At 69.1% G+C, this 26,323-nt stretch carries 24 protein-coding genes and 1 tRNA gene; 10 read left to right on the top strand and 15 right to left on the bottom strand.

Features of this window, described 5'->3' with window-relative positions:
* Positions 1-15: 15 nt before the first annotated feature.
* Positions 16-486, bottom strand: coding sequence for an Lrp/AsnC family transcriptional regulator (locus J8J14_RS02670; protein ID WP_209377894.1), 471 nt, complete (start codon positions 484-486; stop codon positions 16-18).
* Positions 487-613: 127 nt separating this feature from the next.
* Between J8J14_RS02670 and J8J14_RS02675 the strand changes: the two genes are divergently transcribed.
* Positions 614-3,001 (top strand): transketolase, encoded by a 2,388-nt coding sequence (locus J8J14_RS02675; RefSeq protein WP_209377895.1) that lies wholly within the window; start codon positions 614-616, stop codon positions 2,999-3,001.
* Between the two features lie 100 nt (positions 3,002-3,101).
* Here the strand turns inward: J8J14_RS02675 and glnA are convergent, their stop codons facing one another.
* Both glnA and J8J14_RS02685 read right to left on the bottom strand, forming a co-directional pair.
* Positions 3,102-4,523 carry a type I glutamate--ammonia ligase gene (gene glnA / locus J8J14_RS02680; protein WP_209377896.1) on the bottom strand — a complete coding sequence of 474 codons (1,422 nt, stop codon included), beginning with the start codon at positions 4,521-4,523 and terminating at the stop codon, positions 3,102-3,104.
* A 133-nt stretch (positions 4,524-4,656) separates the two neighbouring features.
* Positions 4,657-4,995 (bottom strand): P-II family nitrogen regulator, encoded by a 339-nt coding sequence (locus tag J8J14_RS02685; protein WP_073139598.1) that lies wholly within the window; start codon positions 4,993-4,995, stop codon positions 4,657-4,659.
* Between the two features lie 317 nt (positions 4,996-5,312).
* Between J8J14_RS02685 and J8J14_RS02690 the strand changes: the two genes are divergently transcribed.
* On the top strand, positions 5,313-6,530 hold the full coding sequence (locus J8J14_RS02690) for an aminotransferase (RefSeq protein WP_209377897.1): 1,218 nt from the start codon (positions 5,313-5,315) through the stop codon (positions 6,528-6,530).
* A gap of 45 nt (positions 6,531-6,575) precedes the next feature.
* Here the strand turns inward: J8J14_RS02690 and J8J14_RS25725 are convergent, their stop codons facing one another.
* On the bottom strand, positions 6,576-6,809 hold the full coding sequence (locus tag J8J14_RS25725; RefSeq protein ID WP_209377898.1) for an excalibur calcium-binding domain-containing protein: 234 nt from the start codon (positions 6,807-6,809) through the stop codon (positions 6,576-6,578).
* A gap of 451 nt (positions 6,810-7,260) precedes the next feature.
* On the opposite strand from J8J14_RS25725, the gene J8J14_RS02700 reads away from it, so the two are divergent.
* From J8J14_RS02700 to J8J14_RS02715, 4 genes are all read left to right on the top strand, one after another.
* Positions 7,261-7,333 (top strand) — tRNA-His (locus J8J14_RS02700).
* Between the two features lie 165 nt (positions 7,334-7,498).
* Positions 7,499-7,888, top strand: a complete 390-nt coding sequence (locus tag J8J14_RS02705) for a hypothetical protein (RefSeq protein WP_209377899.1) — start codon at positions 7,499-7,501, stop codon at positions 7,886-7,888.
* 86 nt (positions 7,889-7,974) lie between these two features.
* Positions 7,975-8,742 carry an SDR family oxidoreductase gene (locus J8J14_RS02710; RefSeq protein WP_209377900.1) on the top strand — a complete coding sequence of 256 codons (768 nt, stop codon included), beginning with the start codon at positions 7,975-7,977 and terminating at the stop codon, positions 8,740-8,742.
* Positions 8,743-8,754: 12 nt separating this feature from the next.
* Positions 8,755-9,561, top strand: coding sequence for an aspartate dehydrogenase (locus J8J14_RS02715; RefSeq protein WP_245215306.1), 807 nt, complete (start codon positions 8,755-8,757; stop codon positions 9,559-9,561).
* Positions 9,562-9,600: 39 nt separating this feature from the next.
* Here the strand turns inward: J8J14_RS02715 and J8J14_RS02720 are convergent, their stop codons facing one another.
* The 5 genes from J8J14_RS02720 to J8J14_RS02740 all read right to left on the bottom strand — a co-directional run bounded on the left by J8J14_RS02720 (position 9,601) and on the right by J8J14_RS02740 (position 14,151).
* Entirely contained in the window at positions 9,601-10,209 is a 609-nt protein-coding gene (locus J8J14_RS02720; protein ID WP_209377901.1) for a hypothetical protein, read from the bottom strand.
* 352 nt (positions 10,210-10,561) lie between these two features.
* Positions 10,562-11,872 carry a citrate synthase gene (gene gltA, locus J8J14_RS02725; RefSeq protein WP_209377902.1) on the bottom strand — a complete coding sequence of 437 codons (1,311 nt, stop codon included), beginning with the start codon at positions 11,870-11,872 and terminating at the stop codon, positions 10,562-10,564.
* 282 nt (positions 11,873-12,154) lie between these two features.
* Positions 12,155-12,718, bottom strand: a complete 564-nt coding sequence (locus tag J8J14_RS02730) for a thermonuclease family protein (protein WP_209377903.1) — start codon at positions 12,716-12,718, stop codon at positions 12,155-12,157.
* Positions 12,719-12,811: 93 nt separating this feature from the next.
* Positions 12,812-13,333 carry a SixA phosphatase family protein gene (locus tag J8J14_RS02735; RefSeq protein ID WP_209377904.1) on the bottom strand — a complete coding sequence of 174 codons (522 nt, stop codon included), beginning with the start codon at positions 13,331-13,333 and terminating at the stop codon, positions 12,812-12,814.
* A 113-nt stretch (positions 13,334-13,446) separates the two neighbouring features.
* Complete coding sequence (locus J8J14_RS02740; RefSeq protein WP_209377905.1) at positions 13,447-14,151, bottom strand: DUF3833 family protein; 705 nt, start codon at positions 14,149-14,151, stop codon at positions 13,447-13,449.
* Between the two features lie 332 nt (positions 14,152-14,483).
* On the opposite strand from J8J14_RS02740, the gene J8J14_RS02745 reads away from it, so the two are divergent.
* A complete protein-coding gene (locus J8J14_RS02745; protein WP_209377906.1) occupies positions 14,484-15,968 on the top strand; it encodes a cation:proton antiporter domain-containing protein in 1,485 nt (494 codons plus the stop codon).
* A 27-nt stretch (positions 15,969-15,995) separates the two neighbouring features.
* On the opposite strand, the gene J8J14_RS02750 is transcribed toward J8J14_RS02745, so the two are convergent.
* The gene (locus J8J14_RS02750) at positions 15,996-17,435 is read right to left on the bottom strand and encodes a M20 family metallopeptidase (protein WP_209377907.1); all 1,440 of its coding nucleotides are present in this window, start codon (positions 17,433-17,435) and stop codon (positions 15,996-15,998) included.
* 27 nt (positions 17,436-17,462) lie between these two features.
* On the bottom strand, positions 17,463-18,464 hold the full coding sequence (locus tag J8J14_RS02755) for an NADP-dependent oxidoreductase (protein ID WP_209377908.1): 1,002 nt from the start codon (positions 18,462-18,464) through the stop codon (positions 17,463-17,465).
* 136 nt (positions 18,465-18,600) lie between these two features.
* Here J8J14_RS02755 and mobB point away from each other — a divergent pair, with 136 nt between their 5' ends.
* Positions 18,601-19,134, top strand: a complete 534-nt coding sequence (gene mobB, locus J8J14_RS02760; protein ID WP_209377909.1) for a molybdopterin-guanine dinucleotide biosynthesis protein B — start codon at positions 18,601-18,603, stop codon at positions 19,132-19,134.
* Here the strand turns inward: mobB and chrA are convergent.
* Both chrA and J8J14_RS02770 read right to left on the bottom strand, forming a co-directional pair.
* A complete protein-coding gene (gene chrA, locus J8J14_RS02765) occupies positions 19,093-20,445 on the bottom strand; it encodes a chromate efflux transporter (protein ID WP_209377910.1) in 1,353 nt (450 codons plus the stop codon). The genes mobB and chrA overlap by 42 nt on opposite strands.
* A gap of 113 nt (positions 20,446-20,558) precedes the next feature.
* Positions 20,559-21,956: a helix-turn-helix domain-containing protein gene (locus J8J14_RS02770; protein WP_209377911.1), complete on the bottom strand. Its 1,398-nt coding sequence runs from the start codon at positions 21,954-21,956 to the stop codon at positions 20,559-20,561.
* A gap of 132 nt (positions 21,957-22,088) precedes the next feature.
* Between J8J14_RS02770 and aceA the strand changes: the two genes are divergently transcribed.
* The gene (aceA, locus tag J8J14_RS02775) at positions 22,089-23,495 is read left to right on the top strand and encodes an isocitrate lyase (RefSeq protein ID WP_209377912.1); all 1,407 of its coding nucleotides are present in this window, start codon (positions 22,089-22,091) and stop codon (positions 23,493-23,495) included.
* Between the two features lie 195 nt (positions 23,496-23,690).
* On the opposite strand, the gene J8J14_RS02780 is transcribed toward aceA, so the two are convergent.
* Positions 23,691-24,014: a hypothetical protein gene (locus tag J8J14_RS02780; protein ID WP_209377913.1), complete on the bottom strand. Its 324-nt coding sequence runs from the start codon at positions 24,012-24,014 to the stop codon at positions 23,691-23,693.
* On the opposite strand from J8J14_RS02780, the gene J8J14_RS02785 reads away from it, so the two are divergent.
* A complete protein-coding gene (locus J8J14_RS02785; RefSeq protein ID WP_209377914.1) occupies positions 23,983-24,501 on the top strand; it encodes a PRC-barrel domain-containing protein in 519 nt (172 codons plus the stop codon). The genes J8J14_RS02780 and J8J14_RS02785 overlap by 32 nt on opposite strands.
* Before the next feature lie 140 nt (positions 24,502-24,641).
* On the opposite strand, the gene J8J14_RS02790 is transcribed toward J8J14_RS02785, so the two are convergent.
* Positions 24,642-26,240 carry an ABC transporter substrate-binding protein gene (locus J8J14_RS02790; protein WP_209377915.1) on the bottom strand — a complete coding sequence of 533 codons (1,599 nt, stop codon included), beginning with the start codon at positions 26,238-26,240 and terminating at the stop codon, positions 24,642-24,644.
* Positions 26,241-26,323: the final 83 nt, after the last annotated feature.

Genomic DNA, 26,323 nt, shown 5'->3' on the forward strand with positions numbered 1-26,323 from the left:
GGACCGTGTGGGGCCTCAGGCGATCGGCAGCGCGGCCGAGCGCTTGATCTGCCCCAGTGCGAAGCTGGATTCGATGGAGGCCACGCCCTCCAGCCGCGTCAGCTTCTCCTTCAGGAAGCGCTCATAGGCTTCGATGTCGCGCACCACGATCCGCAGCAGGTAGTCGCGCTGCCCTGTCATCAGGTAGCAGTCCACCACCTCCGGCCAGCGGGCGATCGTCGCCTCGAACCGGTCCAGCGCCTCCTCCCGCTGCCGCTCCAGCTTCACGGAGGCGAAGACGCTGACGGGCAGCCCCACCCGCGCCTGATCTATCACCGCCGCATAGCCCTTGATGATCCCGGCCGCCTCCAGCGCCCGCATCCGGCGCAGGCAGGGGGAGGGGGAGAGGCCGCAGCGCTCCGCGAGCTCCTGGATCGTCAGCCGGCCTTCGACCTGTAGCGCGGCGATGATGCGCCGGTCCGTCGCGTCCAAACCCCGTTCAGCCATTTTCTGCCCTGTATCCCGCCCTGATTGGTAGATCCTGCCACAACTCCGCATCGCCAAGGCGAAAAGGGGCGAAAAATGCCCTTGCCGCCGTCCTAGGGTTCCAGCAACGAAGGTGGAGGGAAGCATCATGGCCACAGACCGGATCCGTGTCCTGGCGGAGCTGGAGCGCAAGATCCTGTGGCTGGCCACATGGACCGTCCATCACGCCAATCACCTCCGTCCCAATCCGGACGGGCTGAAGGTCGGCGGGCACCAGGCCTCCTCCGCTTCCATGGCGACGATCATGACAGCGCTCTACCTGGCCGTGCTGCGCCCGCAGGACCGGGTGGCGGTGAAGCCCCATGCCTCGCCCGCCTTCCACGCCATCCAGTATCTGCTGGGCCGCCAGACGCGCGAGAAGCTGGAGCATTTCCGCGGGCTCGGTGGGGCGCAGTCCTATCCCTCGCGCACCAAGGACACGGACGATGTGGATTTCTCCACCGGCTCCGTCGGCCTTGGCGTGGCGCAGACGCTCTTCTCATCGCTCGTGCAGGACTATGTCCGCGCGAAGGGCTGGGGCGTGGGACCGGAAGGGCGGATGGTGGCCCTGCTTGGCGACGCCGAGATGGACGAGGGCAACATCTTCGAGGCACTGGCCGAGGGTTGGAAGCACGGGCTGCGCAACACCTGGTGGGTGGTGGACTACAACCGCCAGAGCCTGGATGCCGTGGTGCGCGAAGGCCTCTGGTCCCGGCTGGAGGCGACCTTCCGCAATTTCGGCTGGGATGTGGTGGTCCTCCGCCACGGCACGCTGCAGCGGGCCGCCTTCGCCGAGCCGGGCGGCGAGCGCCTGCGCGCATGGATCGAGGCCTGTCCCAACCAGCTCTATTCCGCGCTCACCTTCCAGGGCGGCGCGGCCTGGCGCCGGCGTCTGCTCGACGACCTGGGCGACCAGGGCGAGGTCTCCAACCTCATCGCCCGCCGTTCGGATGAGGCACTGGCGGAGCTGATGGGCAATCTCGGCGGGCATGACCTGCCGACCCTGCTGGAGGCCCTCGAGACGGCGGCCCGGCATGACCGCCCCACCTGCTTCATCGCCTACACCATCAAAGGCGCCGGCCTGCCCCTGGCCGGGCACAAGGACAACCATGCAGGGCTGCTGACCCCCGCGCAGCTGGAGGGCTTCCGCGCAACGATGCGGGTGCGGGAGGGACATGAGTGGGACCTCTTCGAGGGGCTGGAGCTGCCCGAGGCGGAGCTGCGCGCCTTTCTCACCACCATTCCCTTCGCGCAGCCGGCCGCAAGGCGGCACGAGGTTCCCGCCATTTCCGTGCCTGCATCCCTGGGCGTGCCGGCCCAGCCGGTCATGTCCACCCAGCAGGGCTTCGGCCTGCTGATGCATGAGATCGCCAAGGGCGACACGGAACTGGCGCGACGCATCGTCACCACCTCGCCCGATGTCACCGTTTCCACGAATCTCGGTGCCTGGGTGAACCGCCGCGGCCTCTATGCGCGGGAGGAGATGGCGGACATCTTCCGGCGGGAACGCATTCCCTCCACCTTCAACTGGCAGGCTTCCCCGGGCGGGCAGCACATGGAACTCGGCATCGCGGAGATGAACCTGTTCCTCATGCTTTCCGCCCTTGGGCTGTCGCATTCGGTGAACGGCGCGCGGCTCCTGCCCGTGGGCACGCTCTACGACCCGTTCATTGAGCGCGGCCTCGATGCGCTGAACTATGCCTGCTACCAGGATGCGCGCTTCATCACCGTGGCCACCCCTTCCGGCGTGACGCTCGCGCCCGAGGGAGGCGCCCACCAGTCCATCAAGACGCCGCTGATCGGCCTGTCGCAGGACGGGCTGGCGAGCTTCGAGCCCGCCTTCGTGGACGAACTGGCCGTGATGCTGCGCTTCGCCCTTGAGCAGATGCAGCGCCACGGGACGCCGGCACCGGACGACCTGCTGCGCGATGCCGCGGGCGGTGCCGCCTATCTGCGCCTCTCCACCCGCAGCATCGAGCAGCCGCAGCGCCGCATGGATGCGCAGCTGGAGGCCGACATCCTGGCCGGCGGCTACTGGCTCCGCCGCCCCGGGCCGAATGCCGAGCTGGTGGTGGCCTATGCGGGCGCGATTGCTCCTGAGGCCATCGCCGCCACGGGGATGCTGGCCGAGGATCGGCGCGATGTCGGCCTGCTGGCCGTCACCTCCGCCGATCGCCTGCATGCCGGCTGGTTGGCGGCACAGCGCCGGCGTGACGAGGGGAATCATGGCGCACGCAGCCATGCCGAGCACCTGCTCGCCCCGCTGCCCCGGCATTGCGGGCTGGTCACGGTCCTGGACGGCCATCCGGCCACCCTCGCCTGGCTCGGCGGCGTGGAAGGGCACCGCACCCGGGCCCTGGGGGTGGAGCGCTTCGGTCAAACCGGCACGATCGCCGACCTGTACCGGATCAACGGCATCGATGCGGAGGGCATCGCGGCGGCGGCGCAGACGGTCACGCCGGGCCGCCCGGTGCGCCACCTCCGGCGCGCCTCCTGAGGGTGGGGCCGGCGGGATCTTCCGCCGCCCCTGGAACGCGAAACGGCCCACGTCAGGAACGTGGGCCGCCCGCCGGGATACTTCCCGAAGCTCCGCCGGATCAGACGGAGTAGTACATCTCGAACTCGACCGGGTGCGGCGTGTGCTCGAACTTGTACACGTCCTGCCACTTCAGCTCGATGTAGCTGTCGATCTGGTCCTTCGAGAACACGTCGCCGGCCAGCAGGTACTCGTGGTCGGCCTCGAGGGACTGCAGCGCCTCGCGCAGCGAGCCGCAGACCGTCGGGATGCCCTTCAGCTCCTCCGGCGGCAGGTCGTACAGGTCCTTGTCCATCGCCTCGCCCGGATGGATCTTGTTCTTGATGCCATCAAGACCGGCCATCAGCATCGCGGCGAAGGCGAGGTAGGGGTTCGCGCCCGGATCCGGGAAGCGCACCTCGACGCGCTTCGCCTTCGGGCTCGTCGCGTAGGGGATGCGGCAGGAGGCGGAGCGGTTGCGGGCCGAATAGGCCAGCAGCACAGGAGCCTCGAAGCCCGGGATCAGCCGCTTGTAGGAGTTGGTCAGCGGGTTCGTGAACGCGTTGAGGGACTTGGCGTGCTTGATGATGCCGCCGATGTACCACAGCGCGTAGTCGGACAGGTCCGCATAGCCGTTGCCGGCGAAGAGCGGCTTGCCGTCCTTCCAGATGGACTGGTGCACATGCATGCCCGAGCCGTTGTCGCCATAGATCGGCTTCGGCATGAAGGTCGCGGTCTTCCCGTAGGAATGCGCCACGTTGTGGATCACGTACTTGTAGATCTGCATGTGGTCGGCCTGCGTGATCAGCGGGCCGAACTTGGTGCCGAGCTCGTGCTGGCTCTGCGCCACCTCATGGTGGTGCTTCTCGCCGAGGACGCCCATCTCCATCATCGTGGAGAGCATCTCGGCGCGCAGGTCCTGCTCGCTGTCCACGGGCGCGACGGGGAAATAGCCGCCCTTCACGCCGGGGCGGTGGCCCATGTTCCCCTCGGGGAAGTCCTTCATCGAGGCGCCGGGGCCCTCGCCGCTCTCCAGCTTGTAGTGGCCGTAATTGCCGCCCGTGCCGAACTTCACGTCGTCGAACACGAAGAACTCGGCCTCGGGCCCGAAGAAGGCGGTGTCGCCGATGCCGGAGGACTTGAGGTAGGCCTCGGCCTTCTTCGCCGTCGAGCGCGGGTCGCGCGAGTAGGACTGGCCGGTGGAGGGCTCAATGATGTCGCAGAACAGGATCAGCTGCGGCTTCGCGCTGAACGGGTCCATGCAGGCATTCAGCGTGTCCGGCATCAGGATCATGTCTGACTCGTTGATCGCCTTCCAGCCGGCGATCGACGAACCGTCGAACATGATACCCTCGGCGAAGGTATCCTCCTCGATGGTGGAGACATGCTGGGCCGTGTGGTGCCACTTGCCCTTCGGGTCCGTGAAGCGGAAGTCCACGTACTCGACGCTGTTCTCCTTGATCATCTCCATCACCTTGGAGACGCTATCCTTGTCGTTCGCCATTTACTGGGTCCTGTTCCCCTGAAACGCGTTGATCGTCGTGGGACATGCCGTCCCGCGCGGCGGGGCCTTGTCGGCCCCGCCCTGGCCCGCCGCAAGCCCCGGATCCCTCTCCGGGGCACGCGGCAGGAAACCGTCAGACCGCCTCTTCGCCGCGCTCGCCGGTGCGGATGCGCACGACGTCCTGCACATCGGTGATGAAGATCTTGCCGTCCCCGATCCGCCCCGTGCGCGCGGCGGCGGTGATCGCCTCCACGGCCCGCTCGGCCAGGTCATCGGAGCAGATCACCTCGATCTTCACCTTCGGCAGGAAGTCCACGACGTATTCCGCGCCGCGATAGAGTTCGGTGTGGCCCTTCTGCCGCCCGAAGCCCTTGGCCTCGACCACGGTCAGCCCCTGCAGGCCGATCTCGTGCAGGGCGTCCTTCACCTCGTCCAGCTTGAACGGCTTGATGATAGCTTCGATCTTTTTCATCGGCTCCGTATCCCGCGGGGCTCGGGCGCACCCCGCTCCTCCCGCGTTTTGGCTGCGCCCCGGCACAAGGGACCGCTAGCGGGCGGACGTTGCACGGCCCGTGCCGGCCGGGCAAGGATGCCGAAGGGTGATTTTCCGGTCTGCTGGACCGATTTTGCCTTAGCTGTGTGCAATTTGCTGAATCGGCAGGCAAACCCACCCTGCGCGATTGCGTCTCCGGCCCCGCCACACCATCATGGGCCATTCATCTTGGGCGGGCCCGCCCGGGCACCCGTCCCGCCGGCCAGGCCCGCAGCTTCTGGAATGCCGCGCCTGTCATGACCACATCCAGCCCGCCCCCGCTCAAGCCGCAGAACGATCTGCTCTCCGCCACGGGAACGACCGTCTTCACCGTGATGTCCGCCCTGGCGGTCCAACACGGCGCGATCAATCTCGGGCAGGGCTTCCCGGACTATGAGGGCCCCGAGCCGGTCATCCGCGCGGCGGCCGAGGCGTTGCTGGACAACCGCAACCAGTATCCCCCGCTCACCGGCGTGCCGGAGCTCCGCGCCGCCGTGTCCGAGGCGAACCGCCGCTTCTACGGGCTGGAAATCGATCCGGTCTCCGAGGTGGTTGTCACCTCCGGCGCCACCGAGGCCATCACTGCCTGCCTCATGGCCGTGCTCAACCCCGGCGACGAATGCGTCCTCATCGAGCCGCTCTACGACACCTACCTGCCCGTGGTGCGGATGCTCGGCGCCATCCCGCGGCTGGTCCGCCTGACCCCGCCCAAATGGGAGCTGCCCCGTGCGGAACTGGCCGCAGCCTTCGGCTCGAAGACCAAGGCCATCCTGCTCAACTCGCCCATGAATCCCGCCGGCAAGGTCTTCACCGCCGCGGAGCTGGCCTTCATCGCCGATCTCGTCCAGCGCCACGGCGCCTATGCCGTGTGCGACGAGGTCTATGAGCACCTGACCTTCGATGGCTGGGCCCATATCCCCCTGATGACGTTGCCCGGCATGCGCGAGCGCTGCATGCGCATCGGCAGCGCGGGCAAGACCTTCAGCCTTACGGGATGGAAGGTGGGCTACATCACCGCCGACAAGTCGCTGGCCCCCAACATCGCCAAGGCGCACCAGCTCCTCACCTTCACCACCCCGCCCAACCTGCAGCGCGCGGTGGCGGTGGGGCTGGGCATGGAAACCTCCTACTTCGCCGGCCTCTCCGCCTCGCTCCAGGCAAAGCGGGACCGGCTGGCGGCCGGTCTCTCCGCGCTGGGCTTCGGCGTGCTGCCCACCCAAGGCTCCTACTTCATCACCGCCGATTTCCGTCCGCTGGGCTACACCGGGGACGACGTGGACTTCTGCCGACACATCACCGAGGCGGCGAAGGTCACCGCCATTCCCGTTTCGGCCTTCTATGGGCCGGGCGAGGGGGCGCCGAGCCATTTCGCCCGCTTTGCCTTCTGCAAGGCCGATGCGGTTCTGGATGAGGCCCTGGCCCGCCTTGCCGCCTGGAAGCAGGCCCGAACCGCCGGGGTGCGCGCGGCAGGCTGAGAGTAGTGGGGAAGGGGGAGCCGTTCTCCCCCGTCCGTCCCTGAATCACCGCCAGCCGCGATACGGCCAGGGTTCGCAAGCGATCCCGTCATCATCGGCATCGAGATGCGGCCAGTAGCCTGGTTCCCCGCGCCTCGCAGGGGCCAGGCCGACGGCGCGGGCCGTATCACAGCTTCGGGCCGCCATCCGATGCCGCGCCTCAAGGCTCAGGGTCGAGGCGCCCTGGCCGCCATGCCCCATCCAGGCCTGCGGGGTAGCAGGACTCGGGGCATAGGCCATGTAACCTCCTGCGAGAAGGCCGAGAAGCAGGAGAGGCGCATAGCCCACGGCGCGTCGTAACGCGCGTTTGCGGCGCACGGCGCGGTCATGACGATGCCAGGTGGAAAGCTTGGGCTTCGCGCGGCCCGCCGTCGGGCCCTCACCCTTGATGAGGCGGACGGCCGATTTTCCCCAAAAGGTTGTCAAACGAACCTCCAAAGCCCGCCATGATTGTAATCGCCTGCTGAGAGATCTCGCCAGCGGGAAAGCTGTCAAAAGTTGCTGGGCCGCAGCCTGATGAGGCCTGACAGCGTGTGCCAATGAAGGACAGGAGCGTCGTCGAGCAGCGGTCAAAGCTACTCCCCGGCGGTGGCGGGCCGGTTTCGCGAGCCTGAGCGAGCCAACCCGGTTGACGCCGCCCCGCCATGCTTCTAAATCGCGCCGCCGACCGGAATTCGCGGTCGGCCTTATGGCGGCCTTAGCTCAGTCGGTAGAGCGCCACGTTGTGGTCGTGGATGTCACGGGTTCGAGCCCCGTAGGTCGCCCATTCTTTCCCGGATCTGAATCCTTTCCCACATCCGTTGTACGCGGCCGGTTTGCAATCTCTGGTTGTGTCGAAGGTTGCCATAGAAACCACCGATTGGTCCTTTCTCCCTCGTTTTCATACCCTTGCTCCAGCGGCACCGAGCCGCGAAGAGGGAAAGACGAGAATGAACCAGACCCGGTGGACGCGCTTTATGCCTGCCCTGGCGCTGACCCTGGCCGGAGCCTCCATGGCGGTCAGCCCCGCCGCCGCTCAGCAGCGCTATTGCGATGGCCGCCTCATGGCTGATGTCACCGTGCAGTACCGCCCAACCACCGGTGGCGGGCTGATGGGTGACTATGCCGTCCTCCTCCGGGCACAGAGCGGCTTTGTCCGTTACCAGATCAGCGTTGACCACGACCTGCCTGCGGGCGGCGGCATCCACTTCAACCATGCCGGAAGCGTCATTGCCGGGCACGCCCTGCCGCTTCGCATCGGTTCGCTGCCGATCGCCAGCCCGGAAGGGACCGGTGTGCAGGACGTGCAGCGCGCACTCCGTATCAACTGCACCACCTGAATATACGCCCGGCGGATTGACACCGGGGCGCGCCGCTCCCGAACCTCGGGGAAAGGAGCGGCGCGGCCGCCCGTCGGAGGAACACCATGCAGCTCACCCTTGCAGGCCGTCGCGCCCTCATTACCGGGGGATCGCGCGGCCTCGGCCTTGCGACCGCCCATGCGATGGCCGGGGCCGGGGCCCGCGTCGTCCTCATCGGACGGGACCAAGCGGCCCTGGATGCCGCCGCGGCCTCGATCCCCAGCAGCACGCCCGTTCGGGCCGACATCGCCACCGCCGAGGGCTGCGAGCACGCCTTCCGCGCCGCCGAATCCGCCCTGGGCGGGATCGACATCCTGGTGAACAACGCGGGCACCTCCAAGCGCGGCCCCTTCACCGCGATTTCCGATGCCGAATGGCAGGCCGATCTGGACCTGAAGCTCTTCGCGGCCATTCGCCTTGCCCGCCTGGCCTGGCCCGGCATGGCGGAACGCCGATATGGCCGCATCATCAACGTGCTGAACACCGGCGCGAAGGCGCCTCCGCCCACGGGCGCGCCAACGGCCGTTTCCCGTGCCGCGGGGCTGGCGCTGACCAAGATCCTGGCCGGGGAGGGTGCGCCGCTGGGCATCAACGTCAACGCGCTCCTTGTCGGCAAGATCGACAGCGACCAATGGGTCCGCCGCCACGCTGCCGACCCCGGCGGGCAGAGCTACGAGGAATGGATGGAGGAGGCGGGGCAATCCATCCCCATGCGCCGGATGGGGCGCGCCGAGGAATTCGCCGCCATGGCCCTGGCCTTGGCCTCCCAGCCCGGCGATTACGTCACTGGCACCGCCATCAATGTCGATGGCGGCGCCTCGCCCGTGACCTGACCGGAGATTCGCTTGGAAAAGACCGTCGCCATCGCGGGCCTGGGCGCCATCGGCCTGGAAGTCGCCCGGGCGCTGGACAAGGGGGTGGACGGCCTCCGCCTCGTGGCCGTTTCCGCGCGCGACCAGGCGAAGGCCGGAGCCAACCTCGCCGGCTTCTCCGGCAGGCCTCGCCTGCTGCCGCTCGAAGCCCTGGCCGACGAGGCCGAGATCGTCGTCGAATGCGCCCCGGCCGCCGTTTTCGCGCAGGTGGCCGGCGCCGCCATCGCGCGTGGCCGCATCTTCGTCCCTGCCTCGGTCGGCGCCCTCCTGCCGCGCATGCATCTGGTGGAGGAAGCCCGCCGCAGCGGCGCCCGTATCGTCGTGCCAACCGGCGCGCTGCTTGGGCTGGACGCGGTCCGCGCCGCCGCCGAGGGCTCGGTCGAGAGCGTCACCATCGAGACCCGCAAGCCGCCCCGTGGCCTCGAAGGTGCTCCCTATCTGGCGGAGATGGGCCTCGACATGGGGGCGGTCACCGAACCCATGCTGGTCTTCAAGGGAAACGCGCTGGAAGCCGCGCGCGGCTTTCCGGCCAATGTGAACGTGGCGGCCGCCCTCGCCCTGGCCGGGATCGGGCCCGAACGCACCATGGTCGAAATCTGGGCCATACCCGGGCTGGCCCGCAACACCCACACCATCCGCGTGGAGGCCGCAGCGGCCCGCTTCACCATGAGCATCGAAGGCGTGCCTAGCGAAACCAATCCTCGCACCGGCAAGCTGACGCCGCTTTCCATCCTGGCCTGTCTGCGAGGGCTCGTCTCAACGCTGAAGGTGGGTAGCTGAAGCGGGGGGGGGGCGCTTCCACCTTCGCGTGGCGCGGGTCTATCCCGGCAGGTGCATGAAGTTTGCTGCGGCGCTCGCCCGGGCGATCAGCGCCTGCATCGCCGGGTTCTCATCCCCGCGCTCGGCGGTCAGCGCTTCCATCGGGCAGAAATACTCATGCGCCTGGGGCATCTGCGTGCGGGCGAAGCCGTCATATTGCCGCGCCTTCAACCCGTAGAGCACCCGCACGTCGCGCACCGGCAGCACCAGCGGGTCCATCGGCTCCCCCCGCATCAGTCTGATCAGCTTCCAGCGCGGGGTCGGATCCTGCGCCTGAATGGGGGAGAGCAGCCAGGGAACCGGGCAGACGGCCAGGAGCGAGGTCGTGGAGGGGGCGAAGCGCGACCTCTTGTCCAACAGGTTCTGCAGGCTGGAGCAGGCTTCGATGCACAGGATATCCGCATAGGGGTCCGAGGCATCGGGCGAGAAATGGAGCCACAACCCATCCGGAAGGGTCCGCAGGCGGTTCGTTCCCGGCAGCTTCAGAAAGGGCTGGTTCGCGGTCTGCAGGTCCCCGGGCCGTGCGCGGAGCCAGGTTCCCGGCTGCTTTGCCGTGTGCGGTGCGCCGGGCGGGTGCTGTGGCCAGTTGCGAAGGCGCCGACGAACCATCTCATCCAGGGACAAAGGTTGGATACGCACAGGCTCTGCAAGGCTCACGGGAAGAATACCCCTACTCCGCAACTCTATGGAGAAGAACCGTTCACCGATGCGTTATCAAGGGAACGTTACGAAAACAGATCGGGCGTAGAGATTAAAAATAAAGAAGTTATGGCAAGGTGACGGCAGGGCAGAGCAAAGCAACATGAAATTCGAATGAGAGTTAACTTCCTCCTTCATGGACTTGCGCGGAAATCTTCAGAGATAACTTCACCCAGATCCCGGGAGAATAAAAAAAACCCGCTCCTTTCGAAGCGGGTTTTCAGTGTGACATCCCAGGGCCGGCGCCGGCCCTGGGGCGGGATCAGCCGCGCTGGCCCATCGGCACGTAGTCGCGGTTCGTCGCGCCCGTATAAACCTGGCGCGGTCGGCCGATGCGCTGCCCCGGCTCCTCGATCATCTCCTTCCACTGGCTCACCCAGCCCACCGTGCGCGCCACGGCGAAGAGCACGGTGAACATGTAGGTCGGGATGCCCATCGCCTTCAGGATGATGCCCGAATAGAAATCCACGTTCGGGTAGAGCTTGCGCTGGATGAAGTAGTCGTCGCTCAGCGCGATCCGCTCCATCTCCATGGCCATGTCCAGCAAGGGCTCGTCCTTGATGCCGAGCTCGGCGAGGACCTCGTGGCAGGTCTCCTTCATGATCTGCGCGCGCGGGTCGAAGTTCTTGTAGACCCGGTGCCCGAAGCCCATGAGCTTCACGCTGCTGTTCTTGTCCTTCACCTTGTCGATGAAGTCCGGGATGTTCTCGGGCGTCTTGATCTCGCCCAGCATCTTCAGCACCGCCTCGTTGGCCCCGCCATGCGCCGGCCCCCAGAGCGCCGCGATGCCGGCGGCGATGCAGGCATAGGGATTCGCGCCGGTGGAACCGGCCAGGCGCACCGTGGAGGTGGAGGCGTTCTGTTCGTGATCCGCGTGCAGCACCAGGATCCGGTCCATGGCGCGCGCCAGGATCGGGTTCACCTTGTATTCCTCCGCCGGCACGGCGTTGAGCATGTAGAGGAAGTTCTCGGCATAGCTCAGGTCGTTGCGCGGATACACGAAGGGCTGGCCGATCGAGTACTTGTAGGCCATCGCCGCGATGGTCGGCACCTTCGCGATGAGCCGGAAGGCCGCGATCTCACGCTGCCGCGGGTCCGAGATGTCCAGGCTGTCGTGGTAGAAAGCCGAGAGCGCGCCGACCACGCCGCACAGGATCGCCATCGGGTGCGCGTCGCGCCGGAAGCCGTTGAAGAAGTTCCGGATCTGCTCATGCACCATCGTGTGCATGGTCACGTCATGCGTGAACTGCTTCAGCTGCCCTTCATTCGGCAGGTCACCATTCAGCAGCAGGTAGCACACCTCGGTGAAGCTGGACTTCTCCGCCAGCTGCTCGATCGGGTAGCCGCGGTACAGCAGCACGCCCTCGTCGCCGTCGATATAGGTGATCTTGCTTTCGCAGGCCGCCGTCATGCCGAAGCCAGGATCGAAGGTGAAGATCCCGAGGTCGCCATAGAGCTTGCGGATATCCGCCACCGCCGGGCCGACGCTCGCCTGCACCAGCGGCGCTCGGCTGGACTTGTTCGTGCCGTCCAGCGTGATGGTGACGGAACCCGAATTGGAGGCGTCGCTCATGCGTTGATCCTCGCAGCCGGTGCGACCGGCCGTATGGGTGGAAGCGCGGTGCCGGGTGCGGCCAAAGGCCGGCCCCTTGCCGTCCCCGCGGGCCAGGACCCCCGGGATGATGCGCCGCAAGATAGGCCGGTGGCTGTTCTTGTCCATCCACCGGAACCGGTTCGTCCCTGGGATCGCCGTGACGTGCTGCGGGGCGGCGGGATGCCGTGCACGGTCGGTAACGCAACATTCAGCGGCATGATACGGGCCTGGAGCACGGGGCCGGGCCCCGCTGCCCATGCGTCAGCGGCGGTCCTGCCACTCGGCGGGCGCAAGCGCCCCGGATGCCCAGAGCCCACGCCCCGCCGCGCGCGCGGCCTGCTCCATCGGCGCCAGTTCCCCGCCATCCGCCAGCGCCCAGCCCGCGGAAACCAGCGCCCCGTTCAGGTCCACCCCCTCCGCCTCGCACTGGCCGAGGCCGCGGCCGAAGCGGTCCCGGCCGCGCACGCGGCAGGCCACCTCGCGCCCGGAGACAAGCCGGGACAGCGCCTCGGCCGAACCTGCCCCGCAGTCGAAAACCCGGCCCGCCCCATCGCGGCACGACTCGCCGCGCACCGGCGCCTCCAGCCCGCGCAGCCGCACGATGTGGTCGGAAAGCCGCAGCGTGTCTCCATCCACCACCCGCACATCGGCGGCCGTGGCAGCCCAGTCCTGCTCGCCCGGGGAATTGCCGAAGAGCTGGGTCGGCCCGCTCAGGCCCCCTATCAGCACCGCCGCACCGGCGCCTATGCCGAGCAGCAGCAGCAAGGGCCCACGCCAGGGGCGGGGGGAGTAGGCGGGGCGGAAGATGCGGCGACGAGGGTACACTCGGCCTTGCCTAGCAAGGCCCGGCGCCCTGGCACAAGCCGGGTCTTGCTTCCTTTTGCCCGGGCAATCTGCCCGGCCCGGGCGGGGTTGGCGCTACCCCGCCATCTCCGGCAGGTCCCGCGGCTGAAGAAAGCGCACCAGGCGCGCCCGGCGCGGGCCAATGGAAGCCCAGGGCTCCTCGAGCGCGAACTCCGCCAGGGCGGCGGTCGGATAGGCCTCGGCCAGCGCCGCCGCCTCCGGGCCGGAAGCCGGGCCGGCCAGGTTCATCGCCAGATCATGCAGCCCAGGATTATGGGCGATCAGCAGCACGCTCCCGATCTCATCGGGCACCTCGCGCAGCGCATCCATCAGCCGCGTCCATGGCGCGAGATAGAGGTCGTCCAGCGGCTCCACCCTTGGCGGTCCATGCAGCGCCCCCAGCCCCTCAAGGGTCTGCAGGGTGCGGCGGGAGGAGGAGACGAGAACCAGCCCAGGGTGCAGGCCCAGGTCGCGCATGGCGGCCGCCATGGCCGCCGCCGCGCGGCGCCCCCGGGCATTCAACGGTCGGGCATGGTCCGAAAGGGCAGGATCGTCCCAGGCGGACTTGGCGTGACGCAGCAGCAGCAACTGACGCATGGGGGTACCCTGCCACACTCGCCGCGCCCTGTCGCGGGGCGCTCCCCGCGGGGAGGCGGGGCGGGGGAATGAAGATGCGGCAAGCCTTCCGCACGAAACCGTGAAAACGGCCGCTAGCGACGCGGCGGCGCGTTCATCACCCGGCCCGGATCGCGCCAGGCCGGTGCGGCCGGTGGGGTGCGCGGCGCGGCGGGCAGGGCATCCCGCGCCGCCTGCCCAGGGGAAACCTGCCCTTCCGTCACCCCCACGCTGATCCGCTGGAACGCGACCTGCGCCGTGCCGACCTGGAATCCGTACCAGGAGACCGCGGCACGGGAGATCGCCATGTCATCCGCGGTGCGGATGAACCATTGGTCGAAGCCCAGCCGCCGGCGCTTGCCGGAGAGGGTGAGCATGTCCAGCTCGTGCTCCAGCTGGAAGGCGCTGCCCCAGACCCTGCCGCGTACGGGGCCGGTCGCATCCGTCGCCTCGCCGATCCAGCTCGCGCCCGTCGGGTCGGATTCGTCGCGCCGCAGCTGCCAGAAGCGCCGGTCCTCGAAGGTGTCGTCGTAGGTGAAGATCTCGTCAAAGGTCAGCAGCCTGCCATCCCAGGCGCCCACCAGCGTTGCGGTGAACCACCGCTCGATCGCGCCCAGCCGGGTCACGAACATCCCGTGGCTCCGGAACTTGCCCGCGAAGAACTCCTCGGGCCGGAAGGGCAGGCCCTTGCCCTGGAAGGTTTCCGGCGCGCTGCCGCAGCCGGGCAGGGCGGTGGCAGCGCCGAGCGCGGGCAGGGCGAGGAGAAACGGTCGGCGGCGGATCATGATGGGGCGGACCATCCAGCATGCCCCGCTCCTTCGCCAGGGGTCCCGGGGCCACACCGCGGCACAATCCGCGGGGGCGGCAACCAGCACGCTGCCGGCCCCCTTACCCGATCCGCGCCGCGGCGCCGGGTGCGACAGCCATGCCCCGGGCCGGGAACGGCCTGGCCGGCGCGAATTCCCCGTGCCGAAGCATGGGCGCCTCTGCGGCACCCGCGTGCATCCTGCCGCGCGCCGCGCGTTACACCGGCTCCCCAGGAAGCAGCAGGGCTGCAATCGGAGAGCCGGCCCATGAGGCAAGCCGAATCCGCGAACGCGCTCCAGCGCGGCCTGGCGTCGCGGGGCTGAGCGTGACGGCGCTGCACCTCATGGCCCTGCTGCTGGCCGCGGTCGGGCCCTTGCTGGCCCTGGCCCGGCTGCTGCGGCTGCCGGCCTCGCTCCTGCTGGTCGGGGTCGGGGCGGCCACGACCTTCCTGCCCTGGCTTCCGCCTGCGCCGGTGGATCCGCAGCTTCTGATCACCCTCTTCCTGCCGCCCGTCATCTTCGCGGCGGCGATCCGCGTCACCGTGCACCTGCTGCGTTTCTCTCTTGGCACCGGCGTGGCAATCGGGATCGGGCTGGCAGCCATCGGCATACCGGCCATCGCCCTTGCCGCCCGCGCGCTGCTGCCAGGGCTCGGCTGGGCGCCGGCCCTGCTGCTGGGCATCGTCGGCGCCCTGTTCGACACGCGCATTTTCCATGAGGCGGAAGGCCGCCCGCAGGTGCCCCGCGCTATCGCGGAAGCGCTGAAGGTGCGGGAGATGGTCGCGCGCATCCTGGCGCTTGGCGTGCTGGCCCTGGTTCTCCAGGCGGTCGAGGAAGGTGCTCCCACGCCGCTGGAGGCGGCCGGCCTGTTTGCCTGGGGGCTGGTGGCCGGGGTGGCGGCGGGTGTCGTGCTGGGGCGGTGCTCGGTCTGGCTCCGAGGCCGAGTCGGCCCTGCGCCCGTGGAAATTGCGGTGTCCGTCGCGCTCCCCTTCCTCTGCGCCCTGACGGCGCAAGCGCTGGGCCTCTCCCTCTCCGCCACCATCATCGCGGCCGCCCTGACCGTGTCATCCAGCGAGGTGGACCGCGAAACCGGGCGGACCAGCACCTCCTCCGAGGCCCGGATCTCCGCCACCGCCTTCTGGGAGGAGGTGAGCCTGCTTCTCTCGGCCGTGCTCTTCCTTCTCGCCGACCGGGCGCTGCCAGGCGCGCTCCAGGCGCTGGGGTCCTGGCCACTCTGGCAGACAGCGGGCACGGCGCTGGCGCTCGTGCTGCTGATCCTTGGCCTGCAATTCGCCTTCTCCTACCTGGCTGCCTGCCTTCCGGCCCCGGCAGAGGCGCTGCGGGAGCGGGAGGAGGAGGCCGGAAGGGCGATCACGCGGCTGACGGCCGCCGGGGTGATGGCCTGGGCCTGCACCCCTTCCATCCTGGGCATCGTCATTGCGCTCTCCGCGCCGCAGGGCATGGAGGACCGGGGGCTGACCCTGGTCGTGGCCGCCTTCCTGATCGTCGGCGCGGTGGTGGTGCAGGGGCTGACGCTGCGAAGCGCGGTGCGCGCGGCCTCGCTGGGGAACCGGGAGGAGGAGAAGCGGGAGGAGCGCCTGGCCGGCCATGTCGCCGCCCGCGCGGCGGAGGGCGAGCTGGATGGCGGCGGCGGGCTGGAAGCCGTGCGACGCGCCCTGCTGCGCCTACGCGAGGAAAACCAGATCGGCGACGAGATGCTGCAGAAGATGCTGCGCGAGACGGATCTCAGTGAACGCGCCGCCGAGGGACCCGCCGCGGCGCTGCCCGGGGCTGGCCCGCCCAATCCCTGAAAGACGGGGCAGGCCGCCGGCATTGCCTCAGGCGGATACTCGGCGCAGCGGCGGCGCCAGCACGTCGGCGGGGATCGGGCAGGCATAGTCCTTGCCGCCCCGGCGCTGCTGCAGCTCCGCCTTCGCCCGCGCCAGCAGCTCCGGGTCACGGAACCCGTCCAGCGCCGTGGCCGCCATCACCTTCGCCACCTGCACCATGCCTTTGTGGGCATGGGCGGACTGGCCCTGTGCCACCACCTGCCAGGTGTGGAAGGGCGTGCCGATGGCCCAGCACCCGCCGAAGGCCTGCACGGTCGGCACGATCTGGGACACGTCGCCCACATCGGTGGAACCGGCCTGGGTAATCGGCGTGCCGCCGAAGGGCAGCACGCCCTCATGCAGCACGGCCTCGCCCATCTCCGCCGCCGCGCCATAGCTCGCCACCTCGGAGGCGATGTCCTCCGCGCTCAGCGTGCGCCGGATCTCCGCCGCGAAGCGCTGGTCCGCCTCGTCGTGCTCCGGCGCGCCGATCGTCTGGAAATTCCCGTGCAGCACCGTCTCCAGCGTGCGGTTCTGCATGAGTTCGGAACAGGCCTTGTCGATCTCGAAGGACCAGCTCGTGCCCGTCATGATCGCCGCGCCCTCGGCGCAGGCCTTCACCCGCTCGAACAGCGCCGCCGCCTCGGCCACCTTCGGCGCGCGGATCAGGTAGAGAACCTCCGCATTCGCCTGCACCACATTGGGCGAGATCCCGCCGGAATTGGTGATGGCGTAATGCACCCGCGCCTCCTGCGGCATGTGCTCGCGCAGGTAGTTCACGCCCACATTCATCAGCTCCACGGCATCGAGCGCCGAGCGGCCGAGATGCGGTGAGCCCGCCGCATGCGCCGCCTTGCCCTTGAAGCGGAAATAGACCTGGTAATTCGCCAGGTTGCGGATCGACATCACCCCGTTGAAGGCGCCGGGATGCCAGGTGATCGCGGCATCCAGCCCATCGAACACGCCCTCCCTCGCCATGAAGGTCTTGCCCGATCCGCCTTCCTCGCCGGGGCAGCCGTAATAGCGCACGCGGCCCTTCATCCCGGCCTCGCGCAGCGCGTCCCGCGCGGACACCGCCGCCAGCATCGCCCCGGCGCCGAGCAGGTTGTGCCCGCACCCATGCCCGTTGCCCCCGGCCTCCAGCGCCCGCTGCTCCGCAACCCCGGCCTCCTGCGAGAGCCCGGCCAGAGCATCGAACTCGCCGAGGAAGCCGATCACCGGCCCATCCTCCCCGGCCTCGGCCATGAAGGCGGTGGGGATGCCGGCAACATTGCGCGTTACCCGGAAGCCCTCCGCCTCCAGCAGCGCGATCTGCGCCTCCACCGAGCGCTGCTCGGCAAAGCGCAATTCGGGCATCGCCCAGATCCGGTCGGACAACTCGGTGAAGGCGGGCGCCTTCGCCTCCACGGCATCGGAGAGGCGGTCCAGCGCGATGGGGTCGTTCTTCATGGCCCGCTCTCTACGCCGGGTTTCCGCTCAGGTCACCTCGATCACGAGCTTGCCGAAGTTCTTTCCGGCCAGCAGCCCGATGAAGGCCTCGGGCGCCTTTTCCAGTCCCCGCACCACATCCTCGCGGTAGCGCAGCGAACCCTCCCGCAGCCAGGCCGCCCCGGTGCGCGGCCAGACCTCGAAGGCGCGGGGATGGTCCCGAACGATGAAGCCCTGCAGCTTCAGCCGCTTCCGCACCACCTGCATCAGGTTCGGTCCCGGGGCGGGGGAGGGGTCGTTATACTCCGCCACCATTCCGCAGAAGGCCACGCGGGCGAAGTCGTTCAACAGCGGGAACACTGCCTTCTGCACGGCCCCGCCGACATTCTCGAAATAGCTGTCGATGCCACCGGGGCAGGCCGCCGCCAGGCGCTCCGCGAAATCAGGCGCGCGATGGTCCACGCATTCCGGGAAGCCCAGCTCATCCCGCACGAAGGCGCATTTCTCCGCCCCGCCGGCAATGCCGACGACCCGCGCGCCCATCCGCATGGCGATCTGCCCGGCCACCCCGCCCACGGCGCCCGAGGCGGCGGACACCACGAAGGTCTCACCAGGGCGCGGCGGCGCGATCTCGGTCACACCGACCCAGGCCGTGGTCCCCGGCATGCCCAGCACGCCCAGGGCCGTCGTCACCGGCGCCAGCCCCGGCTCCAGCTTTCGCAGGTTTCCGGCCGGCACCGCCGAGAAGCGCTGCCAGCCTTGGCCGCCCAGAACCCAGTCCCCGGGCTGGAAGCGTCCTGTCGGATCCTCCACCACCTGCGCGACGCATTGCCCCTCCATCACCGCCCCGATCTCCACCGGGGCCGAATAGGATTTCGCCGCGCTCATCCGCCCGCGCATATACGGGTCCAGCGAGAGATAGCGGTTCCGCAGGAGCGCCTCTCCGGGGCGCGGGGAGGGCGGGGATTCCTCCCGGATCTCGAAATGCCCGGGCTCCACCCGCCCTTCGGGGCGGGCGCGGAGCAGGACGCGAAGATTGCTCTCGGTCATGGGGAATCTCCCTGGTCGCGGTCAGGCTGGCACCATCCAGCCGCAAGGTCACGGCTGGCGCCCCATCCCCCCCGGCGCTACAGCCCTGCGCCATGAACAGGGCCGCCCTTCCATCCCGCTGCCGGAATTCCCGCCCATGCGCGTGATCGGCCTGTCCGGCTGGAGCGGGGCGGGGAAGACCACGCTTCTCGCGGCGCTCATCCCCTGGCTCCGCGCGCAGGGCCTCACCGTCTCCACCATCAAGCATGCCCACCATGGCTTCGACGTGGACAAGCCAGGCAAGGACAGCCACACGCACCGGGAAGCCGGCGCATCCCAGGTGCTCGTCGCCTCCTCCCGGCGCTGGGCGCTGATGACGGAGTTGCGTGGCGGGCCGGAGCCGGTGCTGGCGGAGCTGCTGGCCCGCCTTGATCCCGTGGATCTCGTGATCGTGGAGGGGTTCAAGCGTGACTCCCATCCCAAGATCGAGGTCCACCGCGCCGCGAACGGCAAGCCCTGGATCCACCCGGAGGACCCGGCCATCTGTGCCGTCGCCTCCGACGTGCCGCCCCCGGCCGGGCTCCCGCATGCCGCGCTGGACGACATCCCCGCGATCGGGATGCTGGCGTTGCGTTACGCCGGCTCTTCCCTAGACCGGCCCGGTCAGCGCCAGCCGCGCGAGGAGCCCTAGCGCGGCGGACACCCCCAGGGTGGGCAACAGCCCAAGCCGGAAGCGGAACAGGCAGAGCGCCGCGATGGCGGCCAGGGCGAGGGCGAGGGGGTCGAGGCTGGCCGGGTTCGGCAGATCGAGGGTGAGCGGGCCGAGTTCCAGATGCCGGATCTCCGCGAACAGCGTGCGGAGGCCGAACCAGAGAGCGAGGTTCGCGATCACGCCGACCACGGCCGCGGTCACGGCGGCAAGGGCGCCGGTGAGCTTCCGGTTCGCGTGCAGGCGTTCGACATAGGGTGCGCCGAGGAAGATGAAGGCGAAGCAGGGCGCGAAGGTGACCCAGATGGTCAGCAGCGCCGCGAGGATGGCCCAGCCCAGGCCGCCCTGGCCGTATCCCGCCAGGAAGCCGACGAATTGCAGCACGAGGATGAGGGGGCCGGGCGTGGTCTCGGCAAGCCCGAGGCCGACCAGCATCTGCTCCGCCGTGAGCCAGCCATAACCTTGCACGGCGTCCTGGGCGACATAGGCGAGCACGGCATAGGCGCCGCCGACGGTGACGACGGCCATCTTGGCGAAGAACCACGCGATGTCGGCGAAAACGCCGCGTTCGGCGAGCATCAGCAGGGCAACGGGCAGCAGCCAGAGGGCGAGCGCGGCCCAGCCGGCACGCCAGGCCTGGGCGGCCAACCGGGCGGGGCGGCCGGGATCGGCGGCGAGGGCGGCGTCGAGCAGGGCAGGCGGGCCATCCTGGGCCGTGCCATGGCTGCCCGCGCGAAAGGCGGCCGGGAAGGCGTAGCCGATGAGGGCGGCGGCGAGGACGACGGCAGGGAAGGGAACGCCGAAGGCATAGAGCGCCAGGAAGGCTGCGCCAGCCAGGAGCCAGGCCGTGCCCGTCTTCAGCGCCCGGCGGGCCACGCGCAGCAGCGCCTCCACCACCAGCACCAGCACGGCGCATTGCAGGCCGAAGAAGAGACCCGCGATGGCGGGCACCTCGCCCAGGGTGACGTAGAGAATGGAGAGGGCAAGCATGACGAGCATGCCTGGCAGGACAAAGAGCGCGCCCGCCGCGACGCCGCCGCGCACGCCGTGGAGCAGCCAGCCAAGATAGGTGGCGAGCTGCTGCGCCTCCGGCCCGGGCAGCAGGGTGCAGAAGTTCAGCGCATGGAGGAACCGGGCATCGGACACCCAGCGGCGCTGGTCCACCACCTCGCGATGCATGAGGGCGATCTGCCCCGCTGGGCCACCGAAGGAGAGGAGGCCAATGCGGAGCCAGACGCGGAAGGCCTCCGCGAAGGAGGGCAGCGCGGCATGGCTATGGTTGGTGTCGCTCATGGCGGCGATCCGCTCCTCCCCCGGCGGCGGCGCCGCATCCTGTGGGTTTGCCGCAGGCGCCGGCCGAGGTCGAGCGCTGCTGGCGTGACAGGCCGGTGAATTGGCGCATCGGGTCAGCCTGGCGGCGAGAAGCGGTATGGCGCGCCCGCCTGGGCCGGATCCAGAATGAGGCGGTGCTCCAGCGGGGGAAAGGCGCGGGAGCGGCAATCCGGGCGGTCGCAGAGACGGCAGGAAAGGCCGATGCCGACCCGGGCCGTGGCGAGATCGATGCCGTCGGCGTAGCAGACCTCCCCGGCGCGGCTGATGTCGCATCCCATGGCGACGACATGGACGGGATTGGGCTCGCCCCAGCGCGTGGCCGGGTGCTCCACGCTGCGGGCGAAGCAGAGAAAGGCGGCACCGTCGGGCAGCTCGGCAAGCTGCACCACCACGCGGCCGGGCGTGGCGAATGCGGCGTGCGGGATCCAGCGCGGGCAGGAGCCGCCGCCGCGCGCGAAGGGAAAGCCGGCGGCCGAGAAGCGCTTGGAGACGTTCCCGGCCGGATCGACGCGCAGGAAGAAGAAGGGCACGCCGCGCGCGCCCTCGCGCTGAAGGGTGGAGAGGCGGTGGCAGCTCTGCTCGAAGGAGGTGGCGAAGCGGGCCGAGAGGGCGGAGACGTCGTGCCGCAGGGCTCGCGCGGCGGCCAGGAAAGGCGCATAGGGCATCATCACCGCGGCGGCGACGTAGTTGAGCAGGCCGATGCGGAGCATCGAGGCGGCCTCGTCGCTGGAAGGGCCGATCACGGCGATGCTGCGCTCCACCGCCTCGCGCGCTTCCAGCAGGGCGAGGGTGAAGGCGAGGTGGAAGGTCCGGCTCTCGCGCGGCAGGGTCTCGCTGATGGCGAGTTGAGCAGCGGCAGCGTCGTAGCGGCGCAGGGCGGCGCCCTGGAGCGGACCGATGGTGACGCTGAGCGCGTGATGCACGCGCAGGCGCTGCGCAAGCGCGTGGTCCAGCCCGTGGGGGGAGGGATCCTCCAGTGCCGCGCGAAGGGCTTCGGCGGCCTCCTCCAGCGCGGGGAAGTGGTTCGCGGCGTCGTGGAAGGCGTCGCGTGCCTCCTCGCCGGGCAGGCGCAACAACCGGCCGGAGGGGAGGGAGAGGCCGGCGGAATCCTCACGCGCCACGCGCCAGGCCCGCCAGAGGGCGAGCACGGCGCGGGCCGCGTCGGGTGCCGCGGAGGCGAGGGTCGCCGCCTGTTCCTCGGGCACGGATTCCGCGCCCAGCAGCGGGTCGCGGAACACCTCGCGCAGCCCGGCCTCAAGGCGGCCCTCGGCCTGGCCGGAGAGAAGGGCGAGATCGACGCCCAGCGCATCGGCGAGCTTGAAGACGAGGCTGGCGGTGACGGCGCGCTGGTCAGCCTCGATGAGGTTCATGTAGCTGGCGGAAATGCCGAGCCGGGTGGCAAGCGTGGCCTGGGTGATGCCACGTTCCTGGCGAAGGCGCCGGACGACCCGGCCGATCATGGGACGGGCCATGATTGACAACCTTTACGGATTTTCGCCCGGATCAGTGAAGGGCTTCACTGGTTTGCGGGGTTGAAGCGCCTGGAATGGCTCGCTTTTCCGACGGAAATGTCAATCCTTTACGCATTGCAAGAGGAGATGGCGATGCGCCCGAGGATCACCCCGAACTACTCCCCCGATGGTTCCGGCAGCGGCATCCCCGCTTCGCCCGGACGCTTCGACGGAATCCGCCGCGACTACACGCCGGAGGACGTGGCGCGGCTGGCCGGTTCCTTCCGCCTGCGCCACACGCTGGCGGAAATGGGCGCGGAGCGGCTGTGGCGGCTGCTGCACAGCGAGGACTATGTGAACACGCTGGGCGCGCTGACGGGCAACCAGGCGCTGCAGCAGGTGAAGGCCGGGCTCAAGGCCATCTATCTCTCCGGCTGGCAGGTGGCGGCCGACGCGAACTCGGCCGGAGAGATGTATCCGGACCAGTCCCTCTACCCCGTCGATTCCGTGCCGAAGGTGGTGCGGAGGATCAACGCCGCGCTGCGTCGCGCGGACCAGATCGCGGTGCAGGAAGGTGGCGAGGACGGCACGCATTGGATGGCGCCGATCATCGCCGATGCCGAGGCCGGCTTTGGCGGGCCCCTCAACGCCTATGAGCTGATGCGCGCGATGATCGAGGCGGGCGCGGCCGGCGTGCATTTCGAGGACCAGCTGGCGAGCGAGAAGAAGTGCGGGCATCTCGGCGGCAAGGTGCTGGTGCCGATCTCCCAGCATATCCGCACGCTGAACGCGGCGCGGCTGGCCGCGGATGTGGAGGGTGTGCCGACCGTGCTGCTCTGCCGCACCGATGCCGAGAGCGCACAGCTGCTGACCAGCGACGTGGATGAGCGCGACCACCCCTTCATCAGCGGCGAGCGCACCCCCGAGGGCTTCTTCCGCATCAAGCCTGGCGTGGGCAAGGACTACGCGATCGCGCGCGGCCTGGCCTATGCGCCCTATGCCGACCTGCTCTGGTGGGAGACGAGCGATCCAGACCTGGAGGATGCGCGGCGCTTCGCCGAGGCCATCCACCGCGAGTTCCCGGGCAAGCTGCTGGCCTATAACTGCTCGCCGAGCTTCAACTGGAAGCGGAAGATGGGCGAGGAGGCCGCCGCGCGCTTCCAGCGCGAGATCGCGGCCATGGGCTACAAGTTCCAGTTCATCACCCTGGCCGGCTTCCACAGCCTGAACCATTCCATGTTCACCCTGGCCAAGGGCTATCGCGAGCGCGGAATGGCCGCTTACTCCGAGCTGCAGCAAGCCGAGTTCGCCTCGGAGCGCGACGGCTACACGGCCACGCGCCACCAGCGCGAGGTGGGGGTTGGCTATTTCGACGCCGTGGCGACAGCCGCGAGCGGCGGCAAGTCCTCCACCACGGCGCTGGCGCATTCGACAGAGGCGGCGCAGTTCCACGACGACGCGCCCGCCGGGGTGGCCGGGCCGGTGGACCATGATGACGGGCTTGTCCATTCGCATGGATGGGCCTGCGGGGAGCGCGGCGCACCGGCCATGGCGAAGTAGGGCATCAGGGTAGCGTCCTGCTTTCCCGGCGCCAGCGAACAGGATTTCCGGGCGCGGTCCTTATGGGGCCGCGCCCGTCTTCGTCCGGCTCGGCAGCCCTGATTCGCTTGCGGGGCCGGGCAACCCGGTGGGGGCCTGGGCACTTATGGGGGGAACCACGGCCCGCCACGCGGCAGGCCGCGGCCCTATTCGCAATCAGCTTTCGGAGGAAATAATGCGCAGTCGCTTTACGCTCCCGTTGATGGCCGCGGCAGTGCTGGCCTCCAGCCCGCTCGCCCTTGCCCAGACGCGGACCGACTCCACGACGGCGAACCCGCCCCAGTCATCCGGCGCGGCCAGCTCCGCCACCGGCACCAACAGCGCCACCAGCGGAATGAGCACCTCCGGCGGCACTGGCGGCACCGCCTCCAGCAGCACCAGCACGGGTGGCACGTCCACGGCCGCCAATCCGGCGAACAACACCGGCGCAGCCACCCGCAGCGGCACCATGGGCACCACCACCATGGGCAGCACCGGCACGACCATGGGCTCCGGCCAGGCCGTCAATCCCGCCAGCCTGCGCGGCGGCATGAGCGCCAGCCGGCTGCTGGAAGCCGATGTCTACGGGGCGAATGACCGTGAGATCGGCGAGGTGGAGGATGTGATCTTCCAGCCGTCCGGTCAGGCCGGCCAGGGCGGCCCGGTGGTCATCCTCTCCGTGGGCGGCTTCCTGGGCCTGGGTGAGCGGCACGTGGCCGTCCCCTTCTCCCAGCTGCAGCACAATGCCGAGCGCGATCGCTGGACCATGCCCGGCGCCACCGAGGATAGCCTGAAGGCGCTGCCCGCCTTCGACATGGCGGAGTTCCGCGGCAACCGCACCCGCGCCAACAACACGGCGGCCGGGGGCAACAACCGCGCGAACACCGGCGCCGCGGGCACGACCCCCATGGGCACGACCCCCTCGGGCACGACCCCGGGCGCGGCGGGCAACACCGCTGGCCAGACCAACACGACCACCACCCGCTAAAGGCAAGCGGCTGGCCGGAGGGAGGATCGCCTGGAAGGGCGATCCTCCTTTCGCGTGTACAGGCAGGGCAGGGGCGAGAGCCTCTCCACCTTCGGTGACGGCCGGAAAGCCAGGCGCTTTCCGGCCGTCACCGTCCGGGGCTACTTCTTCTCCATGTTCCAGAAGAACTGCACGGGGGAAAGCACCATGCCCGTGAGGTTCCTGCGATAGGCCATGGGCTGCTCGACCTTGCCCGCCGGCGCATAGGGCACGGTCTCGAAAGCGCGGCGCTCGATCTGCGCGGCAAGGGTCTTCTGGGTGTTCAGGTCATCGCTCGCGATCCACTGGTCGCGCAAGGCCTCGATCTGCGGATCATCCGGCCAGCCGAACCAGGCCGTGGCGCCATTGCTGCGGATGAGCGGGTGCAGCGCCGGGTTCAGCACGTCGGCGCCCGACCAGAGCGTGTGGAACACCGACCAGCCGCCCTGCTCCGGCGTGCCGCGATTGGCCCGGCGGCCGATGAAGCTGGCCCAGTCCGTGGAGATCAGCTCCACATTCATGCCGAGATTCGTCAGCAGCTGCTGGGTGACAAGGGACTGGTTGTAGGCGATGGGCTGGTCCGCAGGGGCGAGGAGCACGACCTTCTCGTTGTTGTAGCCTGCTTCGCGCAGCATGGCCTTCGCGCGGTTGATGTCCGCGCGCATGGCCTCCGCACCGCCCGCGCCGGTGGACATGGGCGATCCCGGGGTGAAGAAGGTCTTGGCCTCCTGGTAGTAGTCCGGGCTGCCCACCACGGCCTGCATGTAGTCTTCCTGCTTCATGGCCATCATCACGGCCTGGCGGATCTTCGGATTGTTGAAGGGCGCCTGGCTGTGGTTGAAGCGCATCAGCAGGATGAGGCCGAGCGGCACGTTCTGGATGGTGATGTTGCGGTCCCGCTTCAGCACGGGCAGCAGGTCCACCGGCGGCTGCTCGTACCAGTCCACCTCGCCCTGGATCAGCGCGCCGACGGCGGCGGAGGGTTCGGTGAGGCCGACCCACTCGATGCGGTCGATCTTCGCGACCTTGCCGCCAGCGGCCCAGGATGGCGCCTCCTCGCGCGGCTTGTACCCGGCGAAACGCTCGTAGATGGCGTTCTGGCCGGGCACCCACTGCGTGGTCTGGAAACGCCAGGGGCCGGAGCCGACGGCTTCGGTGATGTTGCGTGTCGGCTCCGTCATCGCCACCCGCTCGGGCATGATGAAGGGCACGTTGGAGGAAAGCTTGCCGAGCGCCGCGGTGATCTGCGGGAAGGGCTTCTTCAGGCGCACGGCGAAGCTGCGCTGGTCCACCACGTCATAGCCATCGACGAAGGTGGCGAAGGTCTGGCCGAAGGCGTCGCGCGCGGACCAGCGGCGGATGGAGGCGATGCAGTCCTGCGCGCGGACGGGCGTGTTGTCATGGAACATCAGCCCGTCGCGAAGCTGGAAGGTCCATTTCAGCCCGTCTGGCGCGCTTTCCCAGTGCTGAACCATCTGCGGGCGGATCTGAAAATCAGCATCCGTGGCGAAGAGCGTATCGTAGATGAGGTAGCCGTGATTGCGGATGACGTAGCTGGTCGCCACGATCGGATCGAGCGAGGGCAACGGCGTGGAGGGAATGAAGCGGAGCGGCGCGGCGGATTGCGCGCGGGCCGGCCCGATATAGGGCATGCCGCCCAGGGTTGGTGCGGCCGCGATGGCAGCGCCTCCGGACAGGAGATTGCGGCGGGTCAGGCTCATCGGTCGATCCTCTTGCGCGTTGGATGCCGTGCGCCCCACCCGGAGCCGGAGTGGAGCCTCCCAGCGTTTCTTATCGTTGTAGG

It is taken from the genome of Pararoseomonas baculiformis (assembly GCF_017813395.1).
GTDB classification, from domain to species: Bacteria; Pseudomonadota; Alphaproteobacteria; order Acetobacterales; family Acetobacteraceae; genus Roseomonas; species Roseomonas baculiformis.

Excerpts from the sequence above, each read along its gene's own strand:
- J8J14_RS02770 (WP_209377911.1), bottom strand. The coding sequence starts at position 21,956 with ATGGCCCGTCCCATGATCGGCCGGGTCGTCCGGCGCCTTCGCCAGGAA.
- J8J14_RS02690 (WP_209377897.1), top strand. The coding sequence starts at position 5,313 with ATGACCACATCCAGCCCGCCCCCGCTCAAGCCGCAGAACGATCTGCTC.
- J8J14_RS02755 (WP_209377908.1), bottom strand. The coding sequence starts at position 18,464 with ATGACCGAGAGCAATCTTCGCGTCCTGCTCCGCGCCCGCCCCGAAGGG.
- aceA (WP_209377912.1), top strand. The coding sequence starts at position 22,089 with ATGCGCCCGAGGATCACCCCGAACTACTCCCCCGATGGTTCCGGCAGC.
- J8J14_RS02685 (WP_073139598.1), bottom strand. The coding sequence starts at position 4,995 with ATGAAAAAGATCGAAGCTATCATCAAGCCGTTCAAGCTGGACGAGGTG.
- J8J14_RS02735 (WP_209377904.1), bottom strand. The coding sequence starts at position 13,333 with ATGCGTCAGTTGCTGCTGCTGCGTCACGCCAAGTCCGCCTGGGACGAT.
- J8J14_RS02675 (WP_209377895.1), top strand. The coding sequence starts at position 614 with ATGGCCACAGACCGGATCCGTGTCCTGGCGGAGCTGGAGCGCAAGATC.
- J8J14_RS02750 (WP_209377907.1), bottom strand. The coding sequence starts at position 17,435 with ATGAAGAACGACCCCATCGCGCTGGACCGCCTCTCCGATGCCGTGGAG.
- J8J14_RS02790 (WP_209377915.1), bottom strand. The coding sequence starts at position 26,240 with ATGAGCCTGACCCGCCGCAATCTCCTGTCCGGAGGCGCTGCCATCGCG.
- gltA (WP_209377902.1), bottom strand. The coding sequence starts at position 11,872 with ATGAGCGACGCCTCCAATTCGGGTTCCGTCACCATCACGCTGGACGGC.
- mobB (WP_209377909.1), top strand. The coding sequence starts at position 18,601 with ATGCGCGTGATCGGCCTGTCCGGCTGGAGCGGGGCGGGGAAGACCACG.
- J8J14_RS02740 (WP_209377905.1), bottom strand. The coding sequence starts at position 14,151 with ATGGTCCGCCCCATCATGATCCGCCGCCGACCGTTTCTCCTCGCCCTG.
- chrA (WP_209377910.1), bottom strand. The coding sequence starts at position 20,445 with ATGAGCGACACCAACCATAGCCATGCCGCGCTGCCCTCCTTCGCGGAG.
- J8J14_RS02785 (WP_209377914.1), top strand. The coding sequence starts at position 23,983 with ATGGGCACCACCACCATGGGCAGCACCGGCACGACCATGGGCTCCGGC.
- J8J14_RS02710 (WP_209377900.1), top strand. The coding sequence starts at position 7,975 with ATGCAGCTCACCCTTGCAGGCCGTCGCGCCCTCATTACCGGGGGATCG.
- J8J14_RS02670 (WP_209377894.1), bottom strand. The coding sequence starts at position 486 with ATGGCTGAACGGGGTTTGGACGCGACGGACCGGCGCATCATCGCCGCG.
- J8J14_RS02720 (WP_209377901.1), bottom strand. The coding sequence starts at position 10,209 with ATGGTTCGTCGGCGCCTTCGCAACTGGCCACAGCACCCGCCCGGCGCA.
- J8J14_RS25725 (WP_209377898.1), bottom strand. The coding sequence starts at position 6,809 with ATGGCCTATGCCCCGAGTCCTGCTACCCCGCAGGCCTGGATGGGGCAT.
- J8J14_RS02705 (WP_209377899.1), top strand. The coding sequence starts at position 7,499 with ATGAACCAGACCCGGTGGACGCGCTTTATGCCTGCCCTGGCGCTGACC.
- glnA (WP_209377896.1), bottom strand. The coding sequence starts at position 4,523 with ATGGCGAACGACAAGGATAGCGTCTCCAAGGTGATGGAGATGATCAAG.